Source organism: Chitinivibrionia bacterium, from assembly GCA_009779925.1.
Taxonomy (GTDB): domain Bacteria; phylum Fibrobacterota; class Chitinivibrionia; order Chitinivibrionales; family Chitinivibrionaceae; genus WRFX01.
In genome coordinates this window covers 1-16345 of the sequence record WRAZ01000014.1, presented here as the reverse complement: position 1 = coordinate 16345, position 16345 = coordinate 1, and the positions used below count along the sequence as shown (strand labels likewise).

Annotated in this window: 14 protein-coding genes and 2 pseudogenes; 9 read left to right on the top strand and 7 right to left on the bottom strand. The window is 42.8% G+C overall.

Annotation, left to right across the window (positions count from 1 at the left end; genetic code table 11):
- Positions 1-42: 42 nt before the first annotated feature.
- From nadC to rpmH, 5 genes are read right to left on the bottom strand one after another with little or no spacing between them, the layout of a single operon-like run.
- Positions 43-891 (bottom strand): carboxylating nicotinate-nucleotide diphosphorylase, encoded by an 849-nt coding sequence (gene nadC / locus FWE23_05810; GenBank protein ID MCL2844948.1) that lies wholly within the window; start codon positions 889-891, stop codon positions 43-45.
- Positions 888-2681: a membrane protein insertase YidC gene (gene yidC / locus FWE23_05805; GenBank protein ID MCL2844947.1), complete on the bottom strand. Its 1794-nt coding sequence runs from the start codon at positions 2679-2681 to the stop codon at positions 888-890. Before yidC ends, nadC begins: the two co-directional genes overlap by 4 nt.
- Positions 2682-2939, bottom strand: coding sequence for a membrane protein insertion efficiency factor YidD (gene yidD / locus FWE23_05800; protein ID MCL2844946.1), 258 nt, complete (start codon positions 2937-2939; stop codon positions 2682-2684).
- Positions 2881-3264, bottom strand: a complete 384-nt coding sequence (locus FWE23_05795) for a ribonuclease P protein component (protein ID MCL2844945.1) — start codon at positions 3262-3264, stop codon at positions 2881-2883. Before FWE23_05795 ends, yidD begins: the two co-directional genes overlap by 59 nt.
- Before the next feature lie 6 nt (positions 3265-3270).
- Positions 3271-3414, bottom strand: a complete 144-nt coding sequence (gene rpmH / locus FWE23_05790; GenBank protein MCL2844944.1) for a 50S ribosomal protein L34 — start codon at positions 3412-3414, stop codon at positions 3271-3273.
- A gap of 134 nt (positions 3415-3548) precedes the next feature.
- Here rpmH and dnaA point away from each other — a divergent pair, with 134 nt between their 5' ends.
- The 7 genes and pseudogenes from dnaA to FWE23_05755 all read left to right on the top strand — a co-directional run bounded on the left by dnaA (position 3549) and on the right by FWE23_05755 (position 13328).
- A complete protein-coding gene (dnaA, locus tag FWE23_05785; GenBank protein ID MCL2844943.1) occupies positions 3549-4928 on the top strand; it encodes a chromosomal replication initiator protein DnaA in 1380 nt (459 codons plus the stop codon).
- Positions 4929-4951: 23 nt separating this feature from the next.
- Positions 4952-6337: a dNTP triphosphohydrolase gene (gene dgt / locus FWE23_05780; protein ID MCL2844942.1), complete on the top strand. Its 1386-nt coding sequence runs from the start codon at positions 4952-4954 to the stop codon at positions 6335-6337.
- Positions 6338-6454: 117 nt separating this feature from the next.
- A complete protein-coding gene (locus FWE23_05775) occupies positions 6455-8971 on the top strand; it encodes a tetratricopeptide repeat protein (protein ID MCL2844941.1) in 2517 nt (838 codons plus the stop codon).
- The gene (locus FWE23_05770; GenBank protein ID MCL2844940.1) at positions 8958-10031 is read left to right on the top strand and encodes a Xaa-Pro peptidase family protein; all 1074 of its coding nucleotides are present in this window, start codon (positions 8958-8960) and stop codon (positions 10029-10031) included. Before FWE23_05775 ends, FWE23_05770 begins: the two co-directional genes overlap by 14 nt.
- Before the next feature lie 39 nt (positions 10032-10070).
- Positions 10071-11180 carry a PilT/PilU family type 4a pilus ATPase gene (locus FWE23_05765; GenBank protein MCL2844939.1) on the top strand — a complete coding sequence of 370 codons (1110 nt, stop codon included), beginning with the start codon at positions 10071-10073 and terminating at the stop codon, positions 11178-11180.
- Positions 11181-11275: 95 nt separating this feature from the next.
- Positions 11276-12400 carry a hypothetical protein gene (locus FWE23_05760; protein ID MCL2844938.1) on the top strand — a complete coding sequence of 375 codons (1125 nt, stop codon included), beginning with the start codon at positions 11276-11278 and terminating at the stop codon, positions 12398-12400.
- A gap of 431 nt (positions 12401-12831) precedes the next feature.
- A pseudogene (locus FWE23_05755) lies at positions 12832-13328 on the top strand (cell wall-binding protein).
- Between the two features lie 96 nt (positions 13329-13424).
- On the opposite strand, the pseudogene FWE23_05750 reads toward FWE23_05755, so the two are convergent.
- Positions 13425-13601 (bottom strand): annotated as a pseudogene (locus FWE23_05750) (energy transducer TonB).
- A gap of 258 nt (positions 13602-13859) precedes the next feature.
- On the opposite strand from FWE23_05750, the gene FWE23_05745 reads away from it, so the two are divergent.
- Together FWE23_05745 and FWE23_05740 are read left to right on the top strand one after the other, a co-directional pair.
- On the top strand, positions 13860-14723 hold the full coding sequence (locus tag FWE23_05745) for a PHP domain-containing protein (GenBank protein ID MCL2844937.1): 864 nt from the start codon (positions 13860-13862) through the stop codon (positions 14721-14723).
- Positions 14714-15034, top strand: coding sequence for a DUF3392 domain-containing protein (locus FWE23_05740; protein ID MCL2844936.1), 321 nt, complete (start codon positions 14714-14716; stop codon positions 15032-15034). The genes FWE23_05745 and FWE23_05740 overlap by 10 nt, the downstream gene beginning before the upstream one ends.
- A gap of 74 nt (positions 15035-15108) precedes the next feature.
- Here the strand turns inward: FWE23_05740 and FWE23_05735 are convergent, their stop codons facing one another.
- Positions 15109-16158 carry a radical SAM protein gene (locus FWE23_05735; GenBank protein MCL2844935.1) on the bottom strand — a complete coding sequence of 350 codons (1050 nt, stop codon included), beginning with the start codon at positions 16156-16158 and terminating at the stop codon, positions 15109-15111.
- Positions 16159-16345: the final 187 nt, after the last annotated feature.

Here is a 16345-nt window from a genome sequence, read left to right as displayed (position 1 = left end):
TTGGCATATTTTCACATATTTTACAAGAATTTTCCTTAAACATCACACTATTTTCAAGTGTATGTCAAGTGATTTTACCGAATGTGTGATGGCTCCGACCGATATAAAGTCCACACCGGTTTCAGCTATTTGTGATATTGTGTCTTCATTTACATTGCCGCTCGCCTCAATTTTGCAAAGCGACGAAAGTTTATTTCTTTGTTCTACGGCAGTTTTCATATCGAAAAGCGACATATTATCAAGCATAATTCTGTTTGGATTTACCGAGAGCGCTTTTTTGAATTCCTGCAAACTTTGCACTTCCACTTCAATTTTCGGCGTTCGTAAAGATTTTGCGTATTTTTCTTGCACTTTTTTTACTGCAAGGTCGGGACCGCCTGCCGCAAACACGTGCGTGTCTTTAATAAGTATCATATCAAAAAGCCCGAAACGATGATTTACCCCGCCGCCGTGAACAACCGCCTCCTTTTCAAAAGCGCGAAGCCCCGCGGTTGTTTTTCGCGTATCAAGAATTTTGGCGTTTGTGTGGGCGATTTTTTGCACTAGTTTATTTGTCGCGGTTGCAATTCCCGAAAATCTTTGCAATAAATTAAGAACAGTGCGCTCCCCCGCAAGAATTCCTCTTATTCCGCCGTCTATTTCGGCGATTACCGTTCCGGCTTCAAGTTTGTCGCCGTCTGTTTTAAGAACGCGTACTTTACAGTTTTCGTCTAATGCTTCAAAGGCGGGCGCTATGAATTTTGCGCCCGAAAGAATACCGTTTTCTTTGGATTTTATTTGCGCGCAAACTTTTTTGTCTTCGTTAAAAATTGCGTTGGTCGTAATATCGCCGTCGGCGCCGAAATCTTCTTCAAACGCTGTCAGGAGAAGATTTCGGATTTGCTTGCTCATTTTTTCTTACCTTTTGTGGTATCAACTACCACTGCTTGCGACACAACAGGCTTTTTTACGAAAAACTTTTGCTGAATTATCTGCAACAAGCTTGAGAAACCGAAGTAAAGCGTAAGACCTGCAGGGAAGTTGTTAAACATCACAAGCATTATTACAGGCATCAGATAAACCATAGCGATTTGGTTGGGGTCTTTTATCGTCATTTTGTTTTGCACAAACATAAGCCCTGCCATAGCAATCGGTAAAATTGCGAAGTTATCGCCATAGAACGGAATTGTAAACGGCAGCCTGAAAAGTACTTCCGCCGACGATAAATCGTGTACCCACGGCAAAAAGAACGTCGTTTCACCGCGAAGTTCCACCGCCTTGCGCAAAACAATAAAGAGCGCAATCATTATCGGCATTTGGACAAGCAACGGAATGCAACCGCCCAAACTTGCCAACGGATTTATGCCCTCGCTCTGATATAATTCAAGAATTTTTTGCTGTTGAAGCTGCTTGTTATCCTTATATTTTTTCTGAATATCTTGGATTTTTGGTTGCAATACCTGCATTGCCGCCATAGAATTTATGCTAGCCTGCGAAAGCGGGAATGTCACGATTTTAAGCAAAAGCGTCAATAAAAGGATTGAAATACCATAGTCTCCGACAAGTTTTCCGAAGAAGTTCAAAAACCACAAAACCCCTTCACATAAGGGCGGAAACCACAAGTCTGCGCGGAAAAACCAACCGTAGCCTCTAAAAAGCGTTCTTTCCAAGCCCACACCCGCTTCCGTTAAATAAGAATGGCGAGAAGGTCCTATAAACACTGTGTATTCGACATAGTTGTCGTCTCTGAGATTTGCGCCGCGAGGAGGATTTTTGCCGAATTCAAACGCATAATTTATGTTTATTCCCTCGACTTTTGCACGCTCGTTTATGACAAATGACGAAATAGTTAAGTCGCGATTTACTCTGTCGTGCGGTATCAGCGCAAACATAAAATATTTTGAATTGAGCGCAACCCAATCAAAAAGCCCCGACCTTTCGCGCGTTTCCGCTCTTCCGACCGTAAGGCGTTCTATTTTGTTGCCATCCGAGGCTATTGTTATGTATCTTTCGCTAAACGGCGGCGAACGATCGTCGTCGCTTTCGCTTTCGGCAACACCGCCCTTAAGCGCCACAAAACTTGCCTGCTGAGCAAGCAAATCCGACTGCTTTCTGAAATTTACAAGGTGGGAATTCTCGTTTAACTCAAAAACTTTACGCACCGTTTCACCATTGAGGAGCGACGTAAAAATCGCCCTGCTTTCGTTTGACTCTTCTTCATCAAAGAAAAATCTTGTTCGCGATAAGTCGTTGGGACCTATTGCGGTAGTCATAATTCCGATATTTGTGTCAGAAATAATTTCGACTGTTTCGCCCTCTCTTTTATGCCCTCTTCCGTAAGTAAAGTCTAATGCTTGCGCAGAGGTTATTCTCGCTCCGATTTCGTCGATTGTCAATCGCAGAACATTGTTTTCAAGGATTATTTGCCTCGGCGGCGCTATAACTTCAACGCTGTCTGCGTATTCATCGTCCGAACTTTCGCTTATATATAAAAGAGCGCGTTCTTGCTCTTGCCTTACAACAATATCCGCCTGCGCACGAAGTTCGTCAATCAGGTTTTGTTGCGTTTGTTGCGCCTCCGCTTGCTGTGTTTGTGCGTCAAACGGAAAGGGTTGTCCGATTAGTCGATAGTAATGCGGAGAATTAAAAAACCAAAATCCCGCGATAAGTATGGCAAAGCCAAGCAGTGTTTCTTTTTTCATTTATTTTTCCTTTGAATAAATTTTTTCTGTTTTGATTACAGGGTCAAATCCATAAGTTCCAAGTGGATTGCAACGCAAAAGCCGCCCCAAAATTCGCAATACCGCCAAATGCAACGGAAGTTCGATAATAGCTTCGCGCGCGAATTGCGAACAAGTCGGGATGTGCCGACAAGTTCCGCTCGGCATACCAAAAATTTGTTTAACAAACTGTATCAGAAAGTAAAGCGAATTTGCCACAATCGTTTTTAATCGTCTCATTGCGCCATTTCCCGTAAAGTTTCAGGATTTCTCCGAATTCGTGCTGTTTGCTTACGGCAGGTCGCACCAAAATATCGTAGAAGCTTCCATCGCTCACAACAGGCGTGTTGATGTATGCTTCTCTGTAAATCCTTTTTATGCGGACTCTCTCAACCGCACCACCGTTTCTTCTTGACACCAAAACATTAAACCTGTCTTGCGCCAAGCCATTCTTTTCATACACAACAACAAAAAAACCGCAATCATTTCGTTGCGCATTACGCACAAGACTTGCGATTTCTTTCTGTTTTTTCAGGCGAAACGCTTTTTTATAGCAGTTCCTCATTAAGCCTTAAACATTGACCGTAGTCAAGTTTTTTCTACCTTTTGCCCGTCTTCTTTTAAGGACGTCTCTTCCCGCTTTAGTAGCCATTCTTGCGCGAAAACCGTGAGTGTTAGCTCTCTTCCTTTTGGACGGCTGATAGGTTCTTTTCATCTCTATATCTCCTCGAAATTTAATTTTCAACCCATAATTTGCAGTGGAATATAGTATTTTCCAATAGCAAAAATCAATACAACTTGTAATATTTGTTATTTTTTTGTAAAACTAAAGAAAGGTTTTTTATAAATATGGCGAAAAAAATCAGTGCAAAAACGCTTTGGGACGGAATTATAACGCAGGCGACAGAGAAAAAAGAATTTCAAGAAACGGTCATCGAAAATCGACTTAAGCCGCTAAAACCCATAAAATACGACGACGGAACGCTCTGTTTGGAAACAGCGAACAACTTTGCGCCGCAAATTATAAACGCCAGATACAAACAAAAACTCTGCAAAATCGCCAAAAGCATAGACGAAAATTTTGTGGATATGTATTTTTCGGTCGCAGGCGAAAAAGATAACGACTTCCGTGAAAAAAAGCAGGATTTGCCGCAAGCCCCATCGGTAGATACTCCAAAAACAGACAAAAAAGCATTCCTTTCGCATCCTGTGAACAAGCATTATACTTTTGACAATTTTATAAGCGCCTACGAAAACCGTCTTGCCGCGGGAAGCGCCGCGGGAATTGCAAACGCCCCCGGGCAAATGCGGCAATACAATCCCTTCTATATATACGGAAAAGCGGGAGTCGGCAAAACACACATTTTACACGCCATCGCAAACGAAATCACAAAAACAATTCCGCAAAGCCAAGTTATTCTGGTTTCGGGAGCGCAATTTTACAGAATTTTTTCGGCGCATTTGGGAAAAGACACTTACAACGACTTTGAAAACGCTTTCAATAAAGCAAAAGTCGTACTTTTCGACAACATTCACGAATTATCGAGCAAAAAAGAAGCGCAACTCGAATTATACAAAATTTTCAACAAATTTCACCGCGAAAACAAGCAAATTGTTATTACGGCAAACTGCGCGCCGTCGGAGTTAAGCGGAATTACGGAGCGACTTATTTCGAGATTTCAGTGGGGGCTTTCAGTAAAACTGGGCGTGGAAAACATTGAAACACGCAGAGCTATTTTAGAAAATATGCTGAAAAAAAATAAAATCAAAATTTCCGAAGACGAAATAGAATACATAGTAGAAAATTGTAGCGAAAACATTCACGAGTTGCAGGGAATTGTCGCCAACATTGCCGCTTCGGTTTCGCATTCGGGAGAAACGACAACAAGCAATGCCGTCAGAAAAGTGCTGAAAAATCGGCGATTAGAGCCCGTCAAGGGTTATCACTCGGCAAAAACAATTTTAGCGGCTGTTTGCTCGTATTACAAAATAGACTTGGAAACTCTCGCTGGAAAAAGCCGCGTCGCGCAAATTTCGTGGGCAAGACACGTCGCGGTTTATCTGTTGAAAAACTACACTTCGCTATCACTTGCACAAATCGGAAACGAATTAGGCGGAAAAAGCCACGCCACTGTTTTACATTCGGTGAAAGAGGTGGAAAGCAAGATGAGCGATAAGAGTGTTGCAGTAGAGGTTAAGGAGATTATTGGAATTTTAGCGAGAAATTAAAAGAAAAAGGAGATATGTATAATATGGAAAAGACAAAAAAAAATTTTGACAGATTTTTGATACCGAAACGATTTCGCGAATCGCAAATTGCCGCGAGCGACTACAGAAACCCGTTTGAGAACGACTTTACGCGGGTTATTTTTTCGTCGGCGTTTCGACGTTTGCAGGACAAAACGCAGGTGTTTCAGTTGGATAAAGGCGATTTTGTTCGCACTCGACTTACGCATTCGTTGGAAGTATCATCGCTGGGACGTTCGATTGGACTTTCGGTCGAAAAACGACTTGTTGAGCAGGGTGATTTGAGCGAGGAAAAAATTGGTTGTATTCCCTCGATTTTAGCGACCGCGGGGCTTATTCACGACTTGGGAAATCCGCCTTTCGGACATTTCGGCGAGGACAGTATGCGGTGGTTTTTCAAGACGTTTTTTGAGAAAAACCCACAGGTAGCAAACGATTTATCACCGCAGGAAAAGCAGGATTTACTGTTTTTTGACGGGAATGTGCAGACATTTAGGGTTTTGCGCAAGCTTCATTTTGTGAAAGACCACGACGGGATGAATTTGACCCACGCCGTTCTTGCAACTTTGGTAAAATATCCGTTTTCGTCGCTTGAAGGTAATCAAAAAGGCAAGGGGCTTTCACGCAAAAAGTATGGATTTTTCGCCTCGGAAGAAGACGCATATCGCGACATTCAAAAAACATTTAATTTAAACGGACGTTTTCCGCTGACCCCGCTTTTGGAGGCGGCAGACGACATCGCGTATTGCGTTGCCGACATCGAAGACGCTTGCAAAAAAGGCATTTTGACCAAAAACATTATTGTAGAATTTCTGCAAAATCGCCTTTTGGACATTTCCATAAGCGAGGAAGAGAAAAAACTTGACTTAATAAACGAATTTTCGATATTCCACGACGGAATTTCCGCTGACTACCAAAATCGGCTCGAACTTGCAATTCAGCATTTGCGGGTTATTGTCCAAAACTTTATGATAGAAGCTGTAGTTGACGAGTTTTGCAAAAATTCCGACAAAATAACAGCAGGCGAATACGACTTCGATTTACTGCAAAATTCATACGCGCAAACTACCGCAAAGGCGCTTAAAAACATAGGCGGAGAAATAATTTTCAGAGACAAATCCATTCTCGAAAACGAAATTATCGGCTTTAACACGATAAATTATTTGCTTGGCGAACTTATACCCGTGGTTCTTGTTGACGGCAAAAGCGATAACCCGCTTCACAACAGATTTTACGAGATGATTTCGACAAATTATCGTTTCATTTACAAAAAATTCACAAAGCAAACAACCTACAACAAACTACAGCTCGCCGCCGATTACGTTTGCGGAATGACCGACAATTTCGCCTTAAAATCGTTCCATAAATGGCAAGGATTGTTGAGCAGATAATAGCCTTTTTACATTTTTTTTCGCTAATTTTGCAGGTAATGGTGTTTTTTGTTGCTTTTGGCTTGGGAAAAAAGTATTTTAGTCGAATTTACGAGGCGTTTTTTTGTAGGAGAAACTATGGGTAAGTTGGTTATTTCGCAGGATTATATGAAAGATGTGTTGGGTGTTCAGCCGAATTCTCTTCTGTTTGCGAGATACGCTTACAATTTAATAGTAGCAAAAAAATACGACGAAGCGTTTGAAATTGCAAAAGACGGCGTCGGAAAACATCCGAATTATGCCACAGGACGTTTTATTTTGGCGCTCTGCCTTATAGAACAGGGAAGTTATACGCTTGCGACAGAACAATTAGTCGCTATACTAAAATTTGAGCCGGGGCATCAGGCGGCAACGGAAAAACTTGCCCATATTTACGAACAAACAGGCGACACCGATAAAGCGCACACAGTAGCGGATTTACTACTTCGGCGCAATCCAAAATCTTCGCTTCTGAAAAAACTCACTACCAGAAATGAAGGTGCATTCAACATTCGCGAAATATTGGGAGAAGAAATAAACTGGGAACAATTTGCAAGTAAAGCAGACGCTTCAGCAGGCGATGTTCCGGAAGAAACGAACGAAGAAGATTTGGCTGAAATATTTGGCGAAGAAGACGACGCAAACAAAACAGAAACGGTAGAAATAGTCGAAGCGGTAGAAACGACGCAAACGGAAGCAGAAGCAGAACCGGAGCCCGACATAAAACAATTATTCAGAGACGAGTTGCTTGCCGGAAAAGAAGCAGAAATCGACGATATTCTTGCGGACATCGGAGCCCCTTTCACAGAATTGGAAATATCACCTGAAGAGCCACAATCGGAAAAAACAGAAGAAAAACCAAAAGAAGTTGCACAAGAGCCAACCGCAGAGAAAACGCCCGAAGAAGAGCCGACTTTTGACAAAATAGAAGATATGTTCCTATCCAAAGAAGAAGCGAATGTCCCACTACCTTCAGAGGAAGAAACTGTAGAAGAAAAGCAAGAAGAACAAACAGAAAACGAAGAAATTATCCCCGAAATCGTATCTGAAACAGAAGAAACTCCGCAAACTGAAGCCGAAAACGCTCCAAAAGAAATTGACGACCCTTTTGCAGGCTTGGAAGAACCACAAGCAGAAGAAGAAGAAATTGTCGAAGAAGAAGAATTTCTCACAGAAAAGCCAAAACCCGAAATCGAAGACACCATCGAAGCGGAAGTCGAAGAGGCGATACTTCAGGGTCAATATATAGACGAAGAAGAAGAGACTGAAACCCAAGATATAAGCGAAACACCGTTTATTAAAGATGTCGCGGCGGATTTGCTCGAAACAATAACAGATATAGAAGAAAAGCTTGACGAGACAAACATTGAGCAATCATTTGAGGAAGAGCCATTTGTTCTTGACACCGCAGATTTAAACGAAATGATTGCAGAAGAAGCGGCGCAGGAAGAAGCCGTCAAAGAAATCATTGATACAAGCGAAGAACAAGACTCATTCTTTATTGATACAACCGATTTTGACGAATTTATATCGGAGATAAAAGATGCCGAAGAAAAAACAGAAGAAATCCAAGACGATTTTATTGCAGAGATAGAAGAAGCAGAGGATGTCGAAAAACTTTTTACAGACAAAGAAGATGCAGAACTCGAAGCGATTATGGGAGACGACGCACCAATAGAAGAACCGATAATTGACGACATAGAGATAATCGAGCCGATAATTTCAGAAGAAGAAAACGAAACTAAAATCGAAGAAGAAGCCAAGCCGTCGCGTTTTGATGAAGCAGAGCCATTAATTTTTGACAGCGCTTTTTTAGAAGACGATTTTATTGACGACGAAAATTTAATAATCGAAGAAAAAACAGGCGCTTCCGAAGTCGCAGAAGAAGGTTTTGAGGAAATCTTGAGCGAAAAATTCGACAATTCCTTTGAAGACTACAAAAAAGAACTCGCCACCGACATTCCCGAAGTGGTAGTTGAGCCATTAGCGGAAGAACCGACTGATGAGGAATTGCCTTTCTTTATAGAAGATATAGCAGACCCCGTCGCAGAAGAACCGATTGCAGAAAAAACAGAAGCCCCGCTAATTTTCGACGCTGACGAACACTTGCTTGAAGAAGAAGAAGAAAATGCGCCGATGCCACCATTGCATAAAGAAGCGGAACACCCGCAAATTTTAGAAAATGCCGAGCAAAAATTTAACGAAGAGGAAGAAAAAGCCGAGCCGATAAGCGAAAAAGAAGCATTCGAGAAAATGCTTGTGCAGAAAGAAGCGGCGCAACTTTTACCCGACCATATTTTAACGCCGACTTTCGCACAGATTTATTTGGAGCAAGGACAGCCGTATTTGGCAAAACAAATATACGAACGACTGCTTACACAAAGTCCCGACAACGATGATTACGCCGAAAAACTGGAAGAAATTAACAAGCACATCAATAAGCTGGAAGACGGTGAAGAAGTCATCGTCGAAAAGAAAACTTTTGCTCCGAGACGTGTGCCGAATCCCGCAAAAAAACCGATTAAATCGCTCAAAGGAAAGCGGATAAAACCCGAAATCAGGGAAAGCCTAAAAGAGGAATTTAAGAAGGAAAACCATAGTGATGACGAGATTTGAAAAAGCAAATCTTCTGCTGAAAAAGCATAAAGCCGATTATCTTCTGATTACGGACAGCATCAGCGTGCGTTATTTTTCGGGTTTTGTTTCGTCAAATGTTGCCTTGCTTTATTCACATAAAAAAAGATTTCTTTTTACCGACTCGCGCTACAAAACAAGCGCCGAAATTTTTTGTGAAAACCACGATTGGAAATTTATTGAAGCAAAGCAAAACGAATTCGCAGAAAAATTGATTGAATTTGCAGAAATAGGTGCGAACTTGCTTTTTCAAGATAATTATATGTCGGTCAGTGAATTTGAATATTACAAAAAAACAGTAAAAAACGGCATAAATTTTATTCCTTGCGGCAGTGAAATCGACGAAGTTTTTTACGTAAAAACCGAAAAAGAAGCAGAGCATATAAAACAAGCGGCAAATATCGCCGACAAATCATATCAGGAATGGACATACAAATTGCGCGCAGGAATATCGGAGTTTGAAGCGGCGCGACTTTTGGACATAATTACTCTTCAAAACGGAAGCGAAAAAGTTGCATTTGATACGATAGTGCTTTTCGGCGAAAATTGCGCACTTCCGCACGGAGTTCCGAGCCGTGAAAGAATGCTTAAAGACGGCGATTTTATACTCTGCGATTTTGGTTGCACGGTAAATGGACTTTGTTCGGATATGACCAGAACTGTTTGCTTCGGCGCTAATAAAGAAGAGCATCGAAAGATTTACGAAGTCGTTGCAAAAGCGCAAAATATTGGAGTGGCAAATGTAAAAGCGGGCATCAAAGCAAAGGAAATTGACAAAATAGTTCGCAATACAATTAAAGATTTGAGTTTTGGAGAATATTTCAAGCATTCTACAGGACATTCAATCGGACTTCGAGTTCACGAAAGACCTGCGTTGAACAGCAAAGACGAAACCGTTTTACAGAACGGAATGGTTATCACTGTAGAACCGGGGATTTACATTCCCGAAAAAATTGGTGTCCGAATAGAAGATACGGTAATTGTCGGCGATAACGGTTGCAAAATAATAACTGATACGACGAAAGATTTTCGTTGTATATAAAAATAAATATAGTTTACACTTGGGAAAGGTGGTAGTTTTATGGATTACAAAAGTCTTTTGAGCGCTATGGTTAAACAAAATGCTTCCGACTTGCATTTGAGGGTCGGATGTGCGCCGTTTTTTCGGCTTTACGGCTCGCTTGTTCCCGCCAAAGTCCCTAATTTAACTCTTGACGATATGCAGAAAATTTTATCGGAAATGTTAGACGAACAGCAGTTGAATATGCTTAAACAGCGCAGAGAAGTTGACGCAGGAGTAATGCTTCCCGGGGTCGGACGTTTTCGTGTAAACGTGTATAGTCAGCGCGGAACTCCCGCCATTGCAATAAGAAACATAAAATTAGATATTCCGCCTTTTGACAGCCTAAACGTCCCCGAGACCATTCGCAAAATCGCAATGGAACCGAGAGGACTTATTTTGGTTACGGGAACAACGGGCTCGGGAAAATCCACGCTTTTAGCTTCGATGATAGACATAATAAATTCAAGCAAAAAAGTAAACATTATATCAATCGAAGACCCGATAGAATTTTTGCACCGCAACAAACTTGCTACGGTTGCTCAGCGCGAAGTAGGAAGTGATACCATTTCTTACACCGAGGCTCTTAAGGCGGCAATGCGTCAAGACCCTGATGTTATTTTGATGGGAGAAATCCGCGACGCCGAAACAATGTCTTTGGCTCTTGCGGCGGCAGACACGGGGCATTTGGTTTTAAGCACACTGCACACAATGAACACAGTGGAAACGGTATCGCGTGCAATTTCGTTTTTCTCGCACCATCAGCACGAGCAAATTCGCCAAATGCTTGCAAGCGTTCTTGCGGCGGTGGTTTCTATGCGACTTATCCCCAAAAAAGGCGGCGGTTTAATTCCCGCCTGCGAGATAATGGTAAATAATTCCACAATTGAAGAATACCTGAAAAGTCCCGACCATCTCAATATGATAAACGACGCGATTGCTGCAGGAAACAAAATTTACGGTTCGCAGACTTTCGACCAATCTCTCGAAGAACTTTACAAAAAAGAACTCGTAGATTTTGATGTCGCCAAGTCGTTTGCAAGTAATCCGAGCGACTTTGAATTAAAGGTTTTGGGCGGAATTTCGGGGTCAAGCGACAGAAGTTCAAACGTTTTGGACGACGATTTTTGATAAAATAGTCGCAAAAAGCTTGTTTTTTTTGCATATTGTTGAGGGTATATAGTATATTTGCCCAATATATAAACAATAATAAGGAGAATTTTTCTATGCTTAAACGAATATTTATTTTGGCAATATCTTTAATCAGTTGTTTGTGGGCGCAAGCGCCAGTTTGGACTGCAAACGACATTACATTAAGAACTGCCGCAGATTTAACGGAGCTTTCGAGGCGAGTAAGAAGCAATAACGCCACCGAACGCAGAGACGGTTTTGCAAATGTAAACATCACGCTCGCCGCCAACATTAACCTTAACGGCAGTCAATCAAATCAATGGACGCCGATCGGAACTGCGGAGCGCCCGTTTCAAGGAAATTTTAACGGAGGCGAACATACTGTCGATGGGATTTTTATCAGAACATCTCCTTTGGACCCAAACCACGGCTTTTTCGGAGTTGTAGGCGACTTTGCAAGAATAACGAACATTAACGTTAATGCAGATGTTTTATCCAGCGGTGTATTAGGAGGGTTAGTCGGAACAAATAACGGAATAATTGAAAACTCTTCCGCCTCAGGAAAGATTGCAACATCCGGGATGGGAACAGGTTCTGTTATCGGCGGATTAGCAGGTCTAAACAACGGCATAATTTCGGCAGGTTCTTTTGAAGGAGAAATTACAGCAAACGGAAATTGGCGCGGCGGATTGATAGGAATGAATTTTGGCTTTATTAAAAATTCCGAGGCAGATGCAACTATTTCAACAGATAATTCGACGACAGGAAGCGCAGGAAGTTTTGTATATTTTAACGGCGGCAGAATTGCGGACTCTAAAATAAAAGGACAAAATCAAATCGTATTTGCGGGAAGAAACGACGGTCTTATTGTCGGAGAAATCTGCGACGGTTGCGACCCATCTCCAATTCGCGACCGCAATCCTGCAATCAATAGCAGATACGGCATTATTCTCGAAAATGCGGTAGTGTCGGATATTGCAAAAATCACGGTTATTACCCCAGAGCCCGCGACGATAAATATTCGCATTCTCGATGCTTTGGGCAATCAAGTATTTAATATTGTTGAGGCGAGGCACTCGCCTCAACAGACCGCGGTCTGGAATTTGATAAATAACAATGGACGACTTGTAGCAAGCGGCACATATTTAATTACCGTTGAAGCGACAGGCGTAAGCGGAAGAAGATTCACATATTCCACGCGCATCGGCGTGAGAAGATAAGGAGAAACACTATGAAAAAGATATTTTTATTTATAGCCTTAGCGGCATTTACGATTTCTGCGCAAACGCCGACGGAGACGTTTAATCTAACAACCTTGCAACCTCTGCAAGGAACAAATTGGAACTTTGACGCGGATGTTTGGTATGACAGTCGTCCGAGCCGTTTTCCGCCCGACGGACGTGTAAACCTACCTACGCTGTTTGTGAACAACGGCGCAAATCTCAGAATAACGGGGACTTCGGCTCACCCCGGCATACGAATACAAGTAGAAGGTACTGCGCACATTACTTTGGAGAATGCCGTTAATCGCAGAACAGGTCCCGCTGTCGTTATTGACTATCAAGGAAGATATGACCACCCTTCGGGAACGATATTTCCCGAAGGAGCGCCGTTTTTCGGACTGCCCTCCTATTATCACCGCGCATCTCCTATGCAGTTGGTCGGAGACGGTACTCATCTCACGCTTACACTTGTCGGAGAAAATGAGTTGGTATTGCCTCCTGCAAATGCCGGCTGGTCAGCGGGTCTCGGCGTTCCCGAAGGAACGAGCATAGTTATACAAGGCGACGGAAAACTTACGGCTACAGGCGGAACAAGCGCCTCTGGAATCGGCGGTCATCAAGGCGGAATACCACTCTCCATTCAAGGAGGTATAGCCCTAGGTCATCGCGGAAGAACGGCAGGAAATATCACTATAAACAGTGGCACAATAATTGCCGAAGGACGTGGACTTGCCTCGGGAATCGGAAGCGGCTCTAATGTTCGAGGCGGTACAATTACTATTAACGGCGGCGACATTACAGCCATTGGCGGCACAGAGAGTAGCTTTGGCGGAGCAGGTATAGGCGGCGGCGGAACAATAAGATTGTGGACAAATCCGCTTTTCATTAACATTAACGGCGGAACAGTAAGAGCCATAGGCGGTCCCGGATCTCCGGGAATCGGCAGTGGTCAAAGAAGCACAGCTAACGTCTCTACCGAAAATATAACAATAAATATAAACGACGGAGAAATTTATGCCACAGGCGGCGGTGGAGTAGGTCCTGCCGACGCGGGTGGCGCAGGCATAGGCGGCGCAAGAACAGAGACAGGCGGAAATATCAATATCAGAGGCGGCACTATAATAGCCGTCGGCGGTCGTCCGACAAGCAGTGGCGGCGCTGGAATTGGAGGCGGAGGAGGTTTTGCAGGTACAGGCGGACACGCAGGAGTTATTAACATTTCGGGCGGCACAATACACGTGCGCGGCGGCGGCGGCGCGCAAGACATAGGTAATGGCTCTAATCACAGCGGCGCAGAGGGAGTAATTCGTCGCTCTCCCAATGCAACAATAGATAATGTCATACCTGCGCAATAATGCAAAACAGTAAGATTTCTTTATCGGGGCGATTTATTCGCCCTTTTTTTTGTAGGCATTTAGTATTTTCCTTAAAAAGAACAAACAAATAAGGACTAAAAATGAAAGTAGATTTGCATATTCACTCAAATATTTCGGACGGCAGACTATCTCCGACTGAAGTTGTGGAATTTGCACATCAAAACAATTTGGACATAATCGCCCTGTCCGACCACGACGACGTCGGTGGAATAGACGAAGCCGCGCAAGCCTGCCAAAAGTACGGCATAAAACTAATCCCCGCTATAGAATTTACCTGCTCAACCAGAGGCGAAATCGAAAAACTTCCCCAAGATTTGCAAGTCCATATTTTAGGATATAACATCGACCATCAAAACACAGAATTGGTAGAAATGCTCGCTACTCACCGAAAAAGAAGAATAGACAAATGCAAAGATATTGTAAAAAGCCTGTCCGAATTCGGCTATAATATAGAATACGACGAAATAAAACTTCACGCCCGAAAACGAATGCGAATTGCAGACATTACCAACCATCTAAAAGAAAACGTCGAAAACGACGAAAATCTGAACAACTGCATAAAATACTTAGAAAGAGACGGCTTCAAAGACCTTCGTTGCTACGATTTTACAATGCAAAACGCAATAGATATAATTCACAAATTCGCAGGAATTGCGATTTTGGCACATCCGTTTATTTCATACACAGATAACACCACCGAATATTTAAGCAATGAAGATTTAGACATATTATTAGATTACCTGTGCAATTCAGGCATAGACGGAATAGAAGCCGATTATTTGTCCTTTAGCCATGAACAAAAAGCACTGCTGAACAAAATAGCCGCCGAAAGAAACTTAACAGCCACCATCGGCAGTGATTTTCACGGCGGCGTAAAAAGAAACGCAATGATAAGCGAAGAATGCAAAAACAAAAAAGAATTAGAGGAGAAATTATGGAAATAATAGACGCCCTCGGAAAACTGTTCCGTTCAAATTCAATGTATATTGCAATCGGAATAGTTGCGACCACAATTGCAATTTACGGCATTTACATTAAAAGATTGGTGAAAGACATCACTAAGAAAATGAACTTTTTCTTTCGTTTTATAGTTTACGTCTTTATTTTCGCATTCGTTGTCGGCTTTATGTCCGCGCAGACAATAAACTTTTTAGATGGTTTATCAGGCAAACTCAGCAATCTTCATTTGGTTTTGGGAGTGATTTCGATTTTCGCCCTACTGTCGCTTTTGGCAAAAAATGAGAAGCAGATATAAGCCAGATTATAGTAGTTTAATTATTGCAGGGGCGTATTGAATGTGCTATAAAAAACCGTAATCTCAATGCTATATCAGTGAAAATTATGCAAACCCGCGTCCCTTGCCCAATACATCGCTTGGGCGTATTCTTCAGGAGTTAATCTTCTGTCAAGCGGCGGAAACTCGCTCGCTCTGAACGCGGGCCAATACTGTCCCATAATATTAACGTGCGTATCGGTGCCGAGTTCGTCGGCAATCCAACGAATAATTTTGTCGGTACCGCCTACGTTTTCGGGTAAAACCAAATGGCGCACCACTGTCCCGCGGTAGGCAAGACCGTTTTCGATTTGCAATGTACCTACTTGTCTGTGCATTTCTTTTATGGCGGCGGCGGCGTGTTCGGCGTAATTCGGCGCTCCGTGTGTGAAACGCGCGGCAACAGCGGAGTTCATAAACTTAAAATCAGGCTGGTAAATATCGACAATTCCGTCAAGCAATTTAATCACCTCAAGCGACTCATATCCGCCGCAGTTGTAGCACAGCGGCACAGTCAGCCCGCCTGCAACAGCAAGCCGTAATCCTTTTATAAGATGAGGCACCAAATGCGTTGGAGTAATAAAACTGACATTATGACAGCCCATAGCTTGCATATCCAACAGCATTTTTGCGATTTCTTCGTGCGTGGTATTTTGCCCGTCGCCGCGGTGGTTAATTTGCCAGTTTTGGCAAAAAACGCAGAGCAGATTACAGTTCGAAAAGAAAATAGAGCCCGACCCTCGCGTTCCGCGAATAGGTTGTTCATTGCCAAAATCGGGACCAAACGAGGAAACCTTAAAATTACCCGCGACAGTACACGCGCCTCCCCGACCTTCGGCGCGACGAGCCCCGCACATACGCGGACAGAGTTTGCAAGGCGAATATAAATCCCACAACGCTTCTTCGCGACGTTTAAGTTCACCACTGCGTTCCAAATCGATATATCTTAAAAACTGCTTGTCTCTTTTGTTTTGGGTTGCTCCATCTTCGCCGCTATCAGGATTTTTTGCAAATAAATTATGTGTTAGTCCAAGTCCCAGCGCCGCCGTAGCTCCCGCGGCGGCAATACCGCCCCTGACGATAAAATCTCTTCTTGTCATTTTCATATTTGCCTCCTTTTTTTCCTAAAAATACATGCGGAACGTATTTTACCTCTCCAACAAATACTTCCCAAACCACCAAGGGACATTTGCGCCGTCTTTTATGTATAAATTATTATCGGTTTTCTCCGCAAAAAATGAATATTCGCTTTTTACGTCCGTTATGGTATTGTCAAAGAAAAACGCTCTGTCG

Coding starts and splice junctions, on each gene's coding strand:
- nadC (MCL2844948.1), bottom strand. CDS start 891: ATGAGCAAGCAAATCCGAAATCTTCTCCTGACAGCGTTTGAAGAAGAT.
- yidC (MCL2844947.1), bottom strand. CDS start 2,681: ATGAAAAAAGAAACACTGCTTGGCTTTGCCATACTTATCGCGGGATTT.
- yidD (MCL2844946.1), bottom strand. CDS start 2,939: ATGAGACGATTAAAAACGATTGTGGCAAATTCGCTTTACTTTCTGATA.
- FWE23_05795 (MCL2844945.1), bottom strand. CDS start 3,264: ATGAGGAACTGCTATAAAAAAGCGTTTCGCCTGAAAAAACAGAAAGAA.
- rpmH (MCL2844944.1), bottom strand. CDS start 3,414: ATGAAAAGAACCTATCAGCCGTCCAAAAGGAAGAGAGCTAACACTCAC.
- dnaA (MCL2844943.1), top strand. CDS start 3,549: ATGGCGAAAAAAATCAGTGCAAAAACGCTTTGGGACGGAATTATAACG.
- dgt (MCL2844942.1), top strand. CDS start 4,952: ATGGAAAAGACAAAAAAAAATTTTGACAGATTTTTGATACCGAAACGA.
- FWE23_05775 (MCL2844941.1), top strand. CDS start 6,455: ATGGGTAAGTTGGTTATTTCGCAGGATTATATGAAAGATGTGTTGGGT.
- FWE23_05770 (MCL2844940.1), top strand. CDS start 8,958: ATGACGAGATTTGAAAAAGCAAATCTTCTGCTGAAAAAGCATAAAGCC.
- FWE23_05765 (MCL2844939.1), top strand. CDS start 10,071: ATGGATTACAAAAGTCTTTTGAGCGCTATGGTTAAACAAAATGCTTCC.
- FWE23_05760 (MCL2844938.1), top strand. CDS start 11,276: ATGCTTAAACGAATATTTATTTTGGCAATATCTTTAATCAGTTGTTTG.
- FWE23_05745 (MCL2844937.1), top strand. CDS start 13,860: ATGAAAGTAGATTTGCATATTCACTCAAATATTTCGGACGGCAGACTA.
- FWE23_05740 (MCL2844936.1), top strand. CDS start 14,714: ATGGAAATAATAGACGCCCTCGGAAAACTGTTCCGTTCAAATTCAATG.
- FWE23_05735 (MCL2844935.1), bottom strand. CDS start 16,158: ATGAAAATGACAAGAAGAGATTTTATCGTCAGGGGCGGTATTGCCGCC.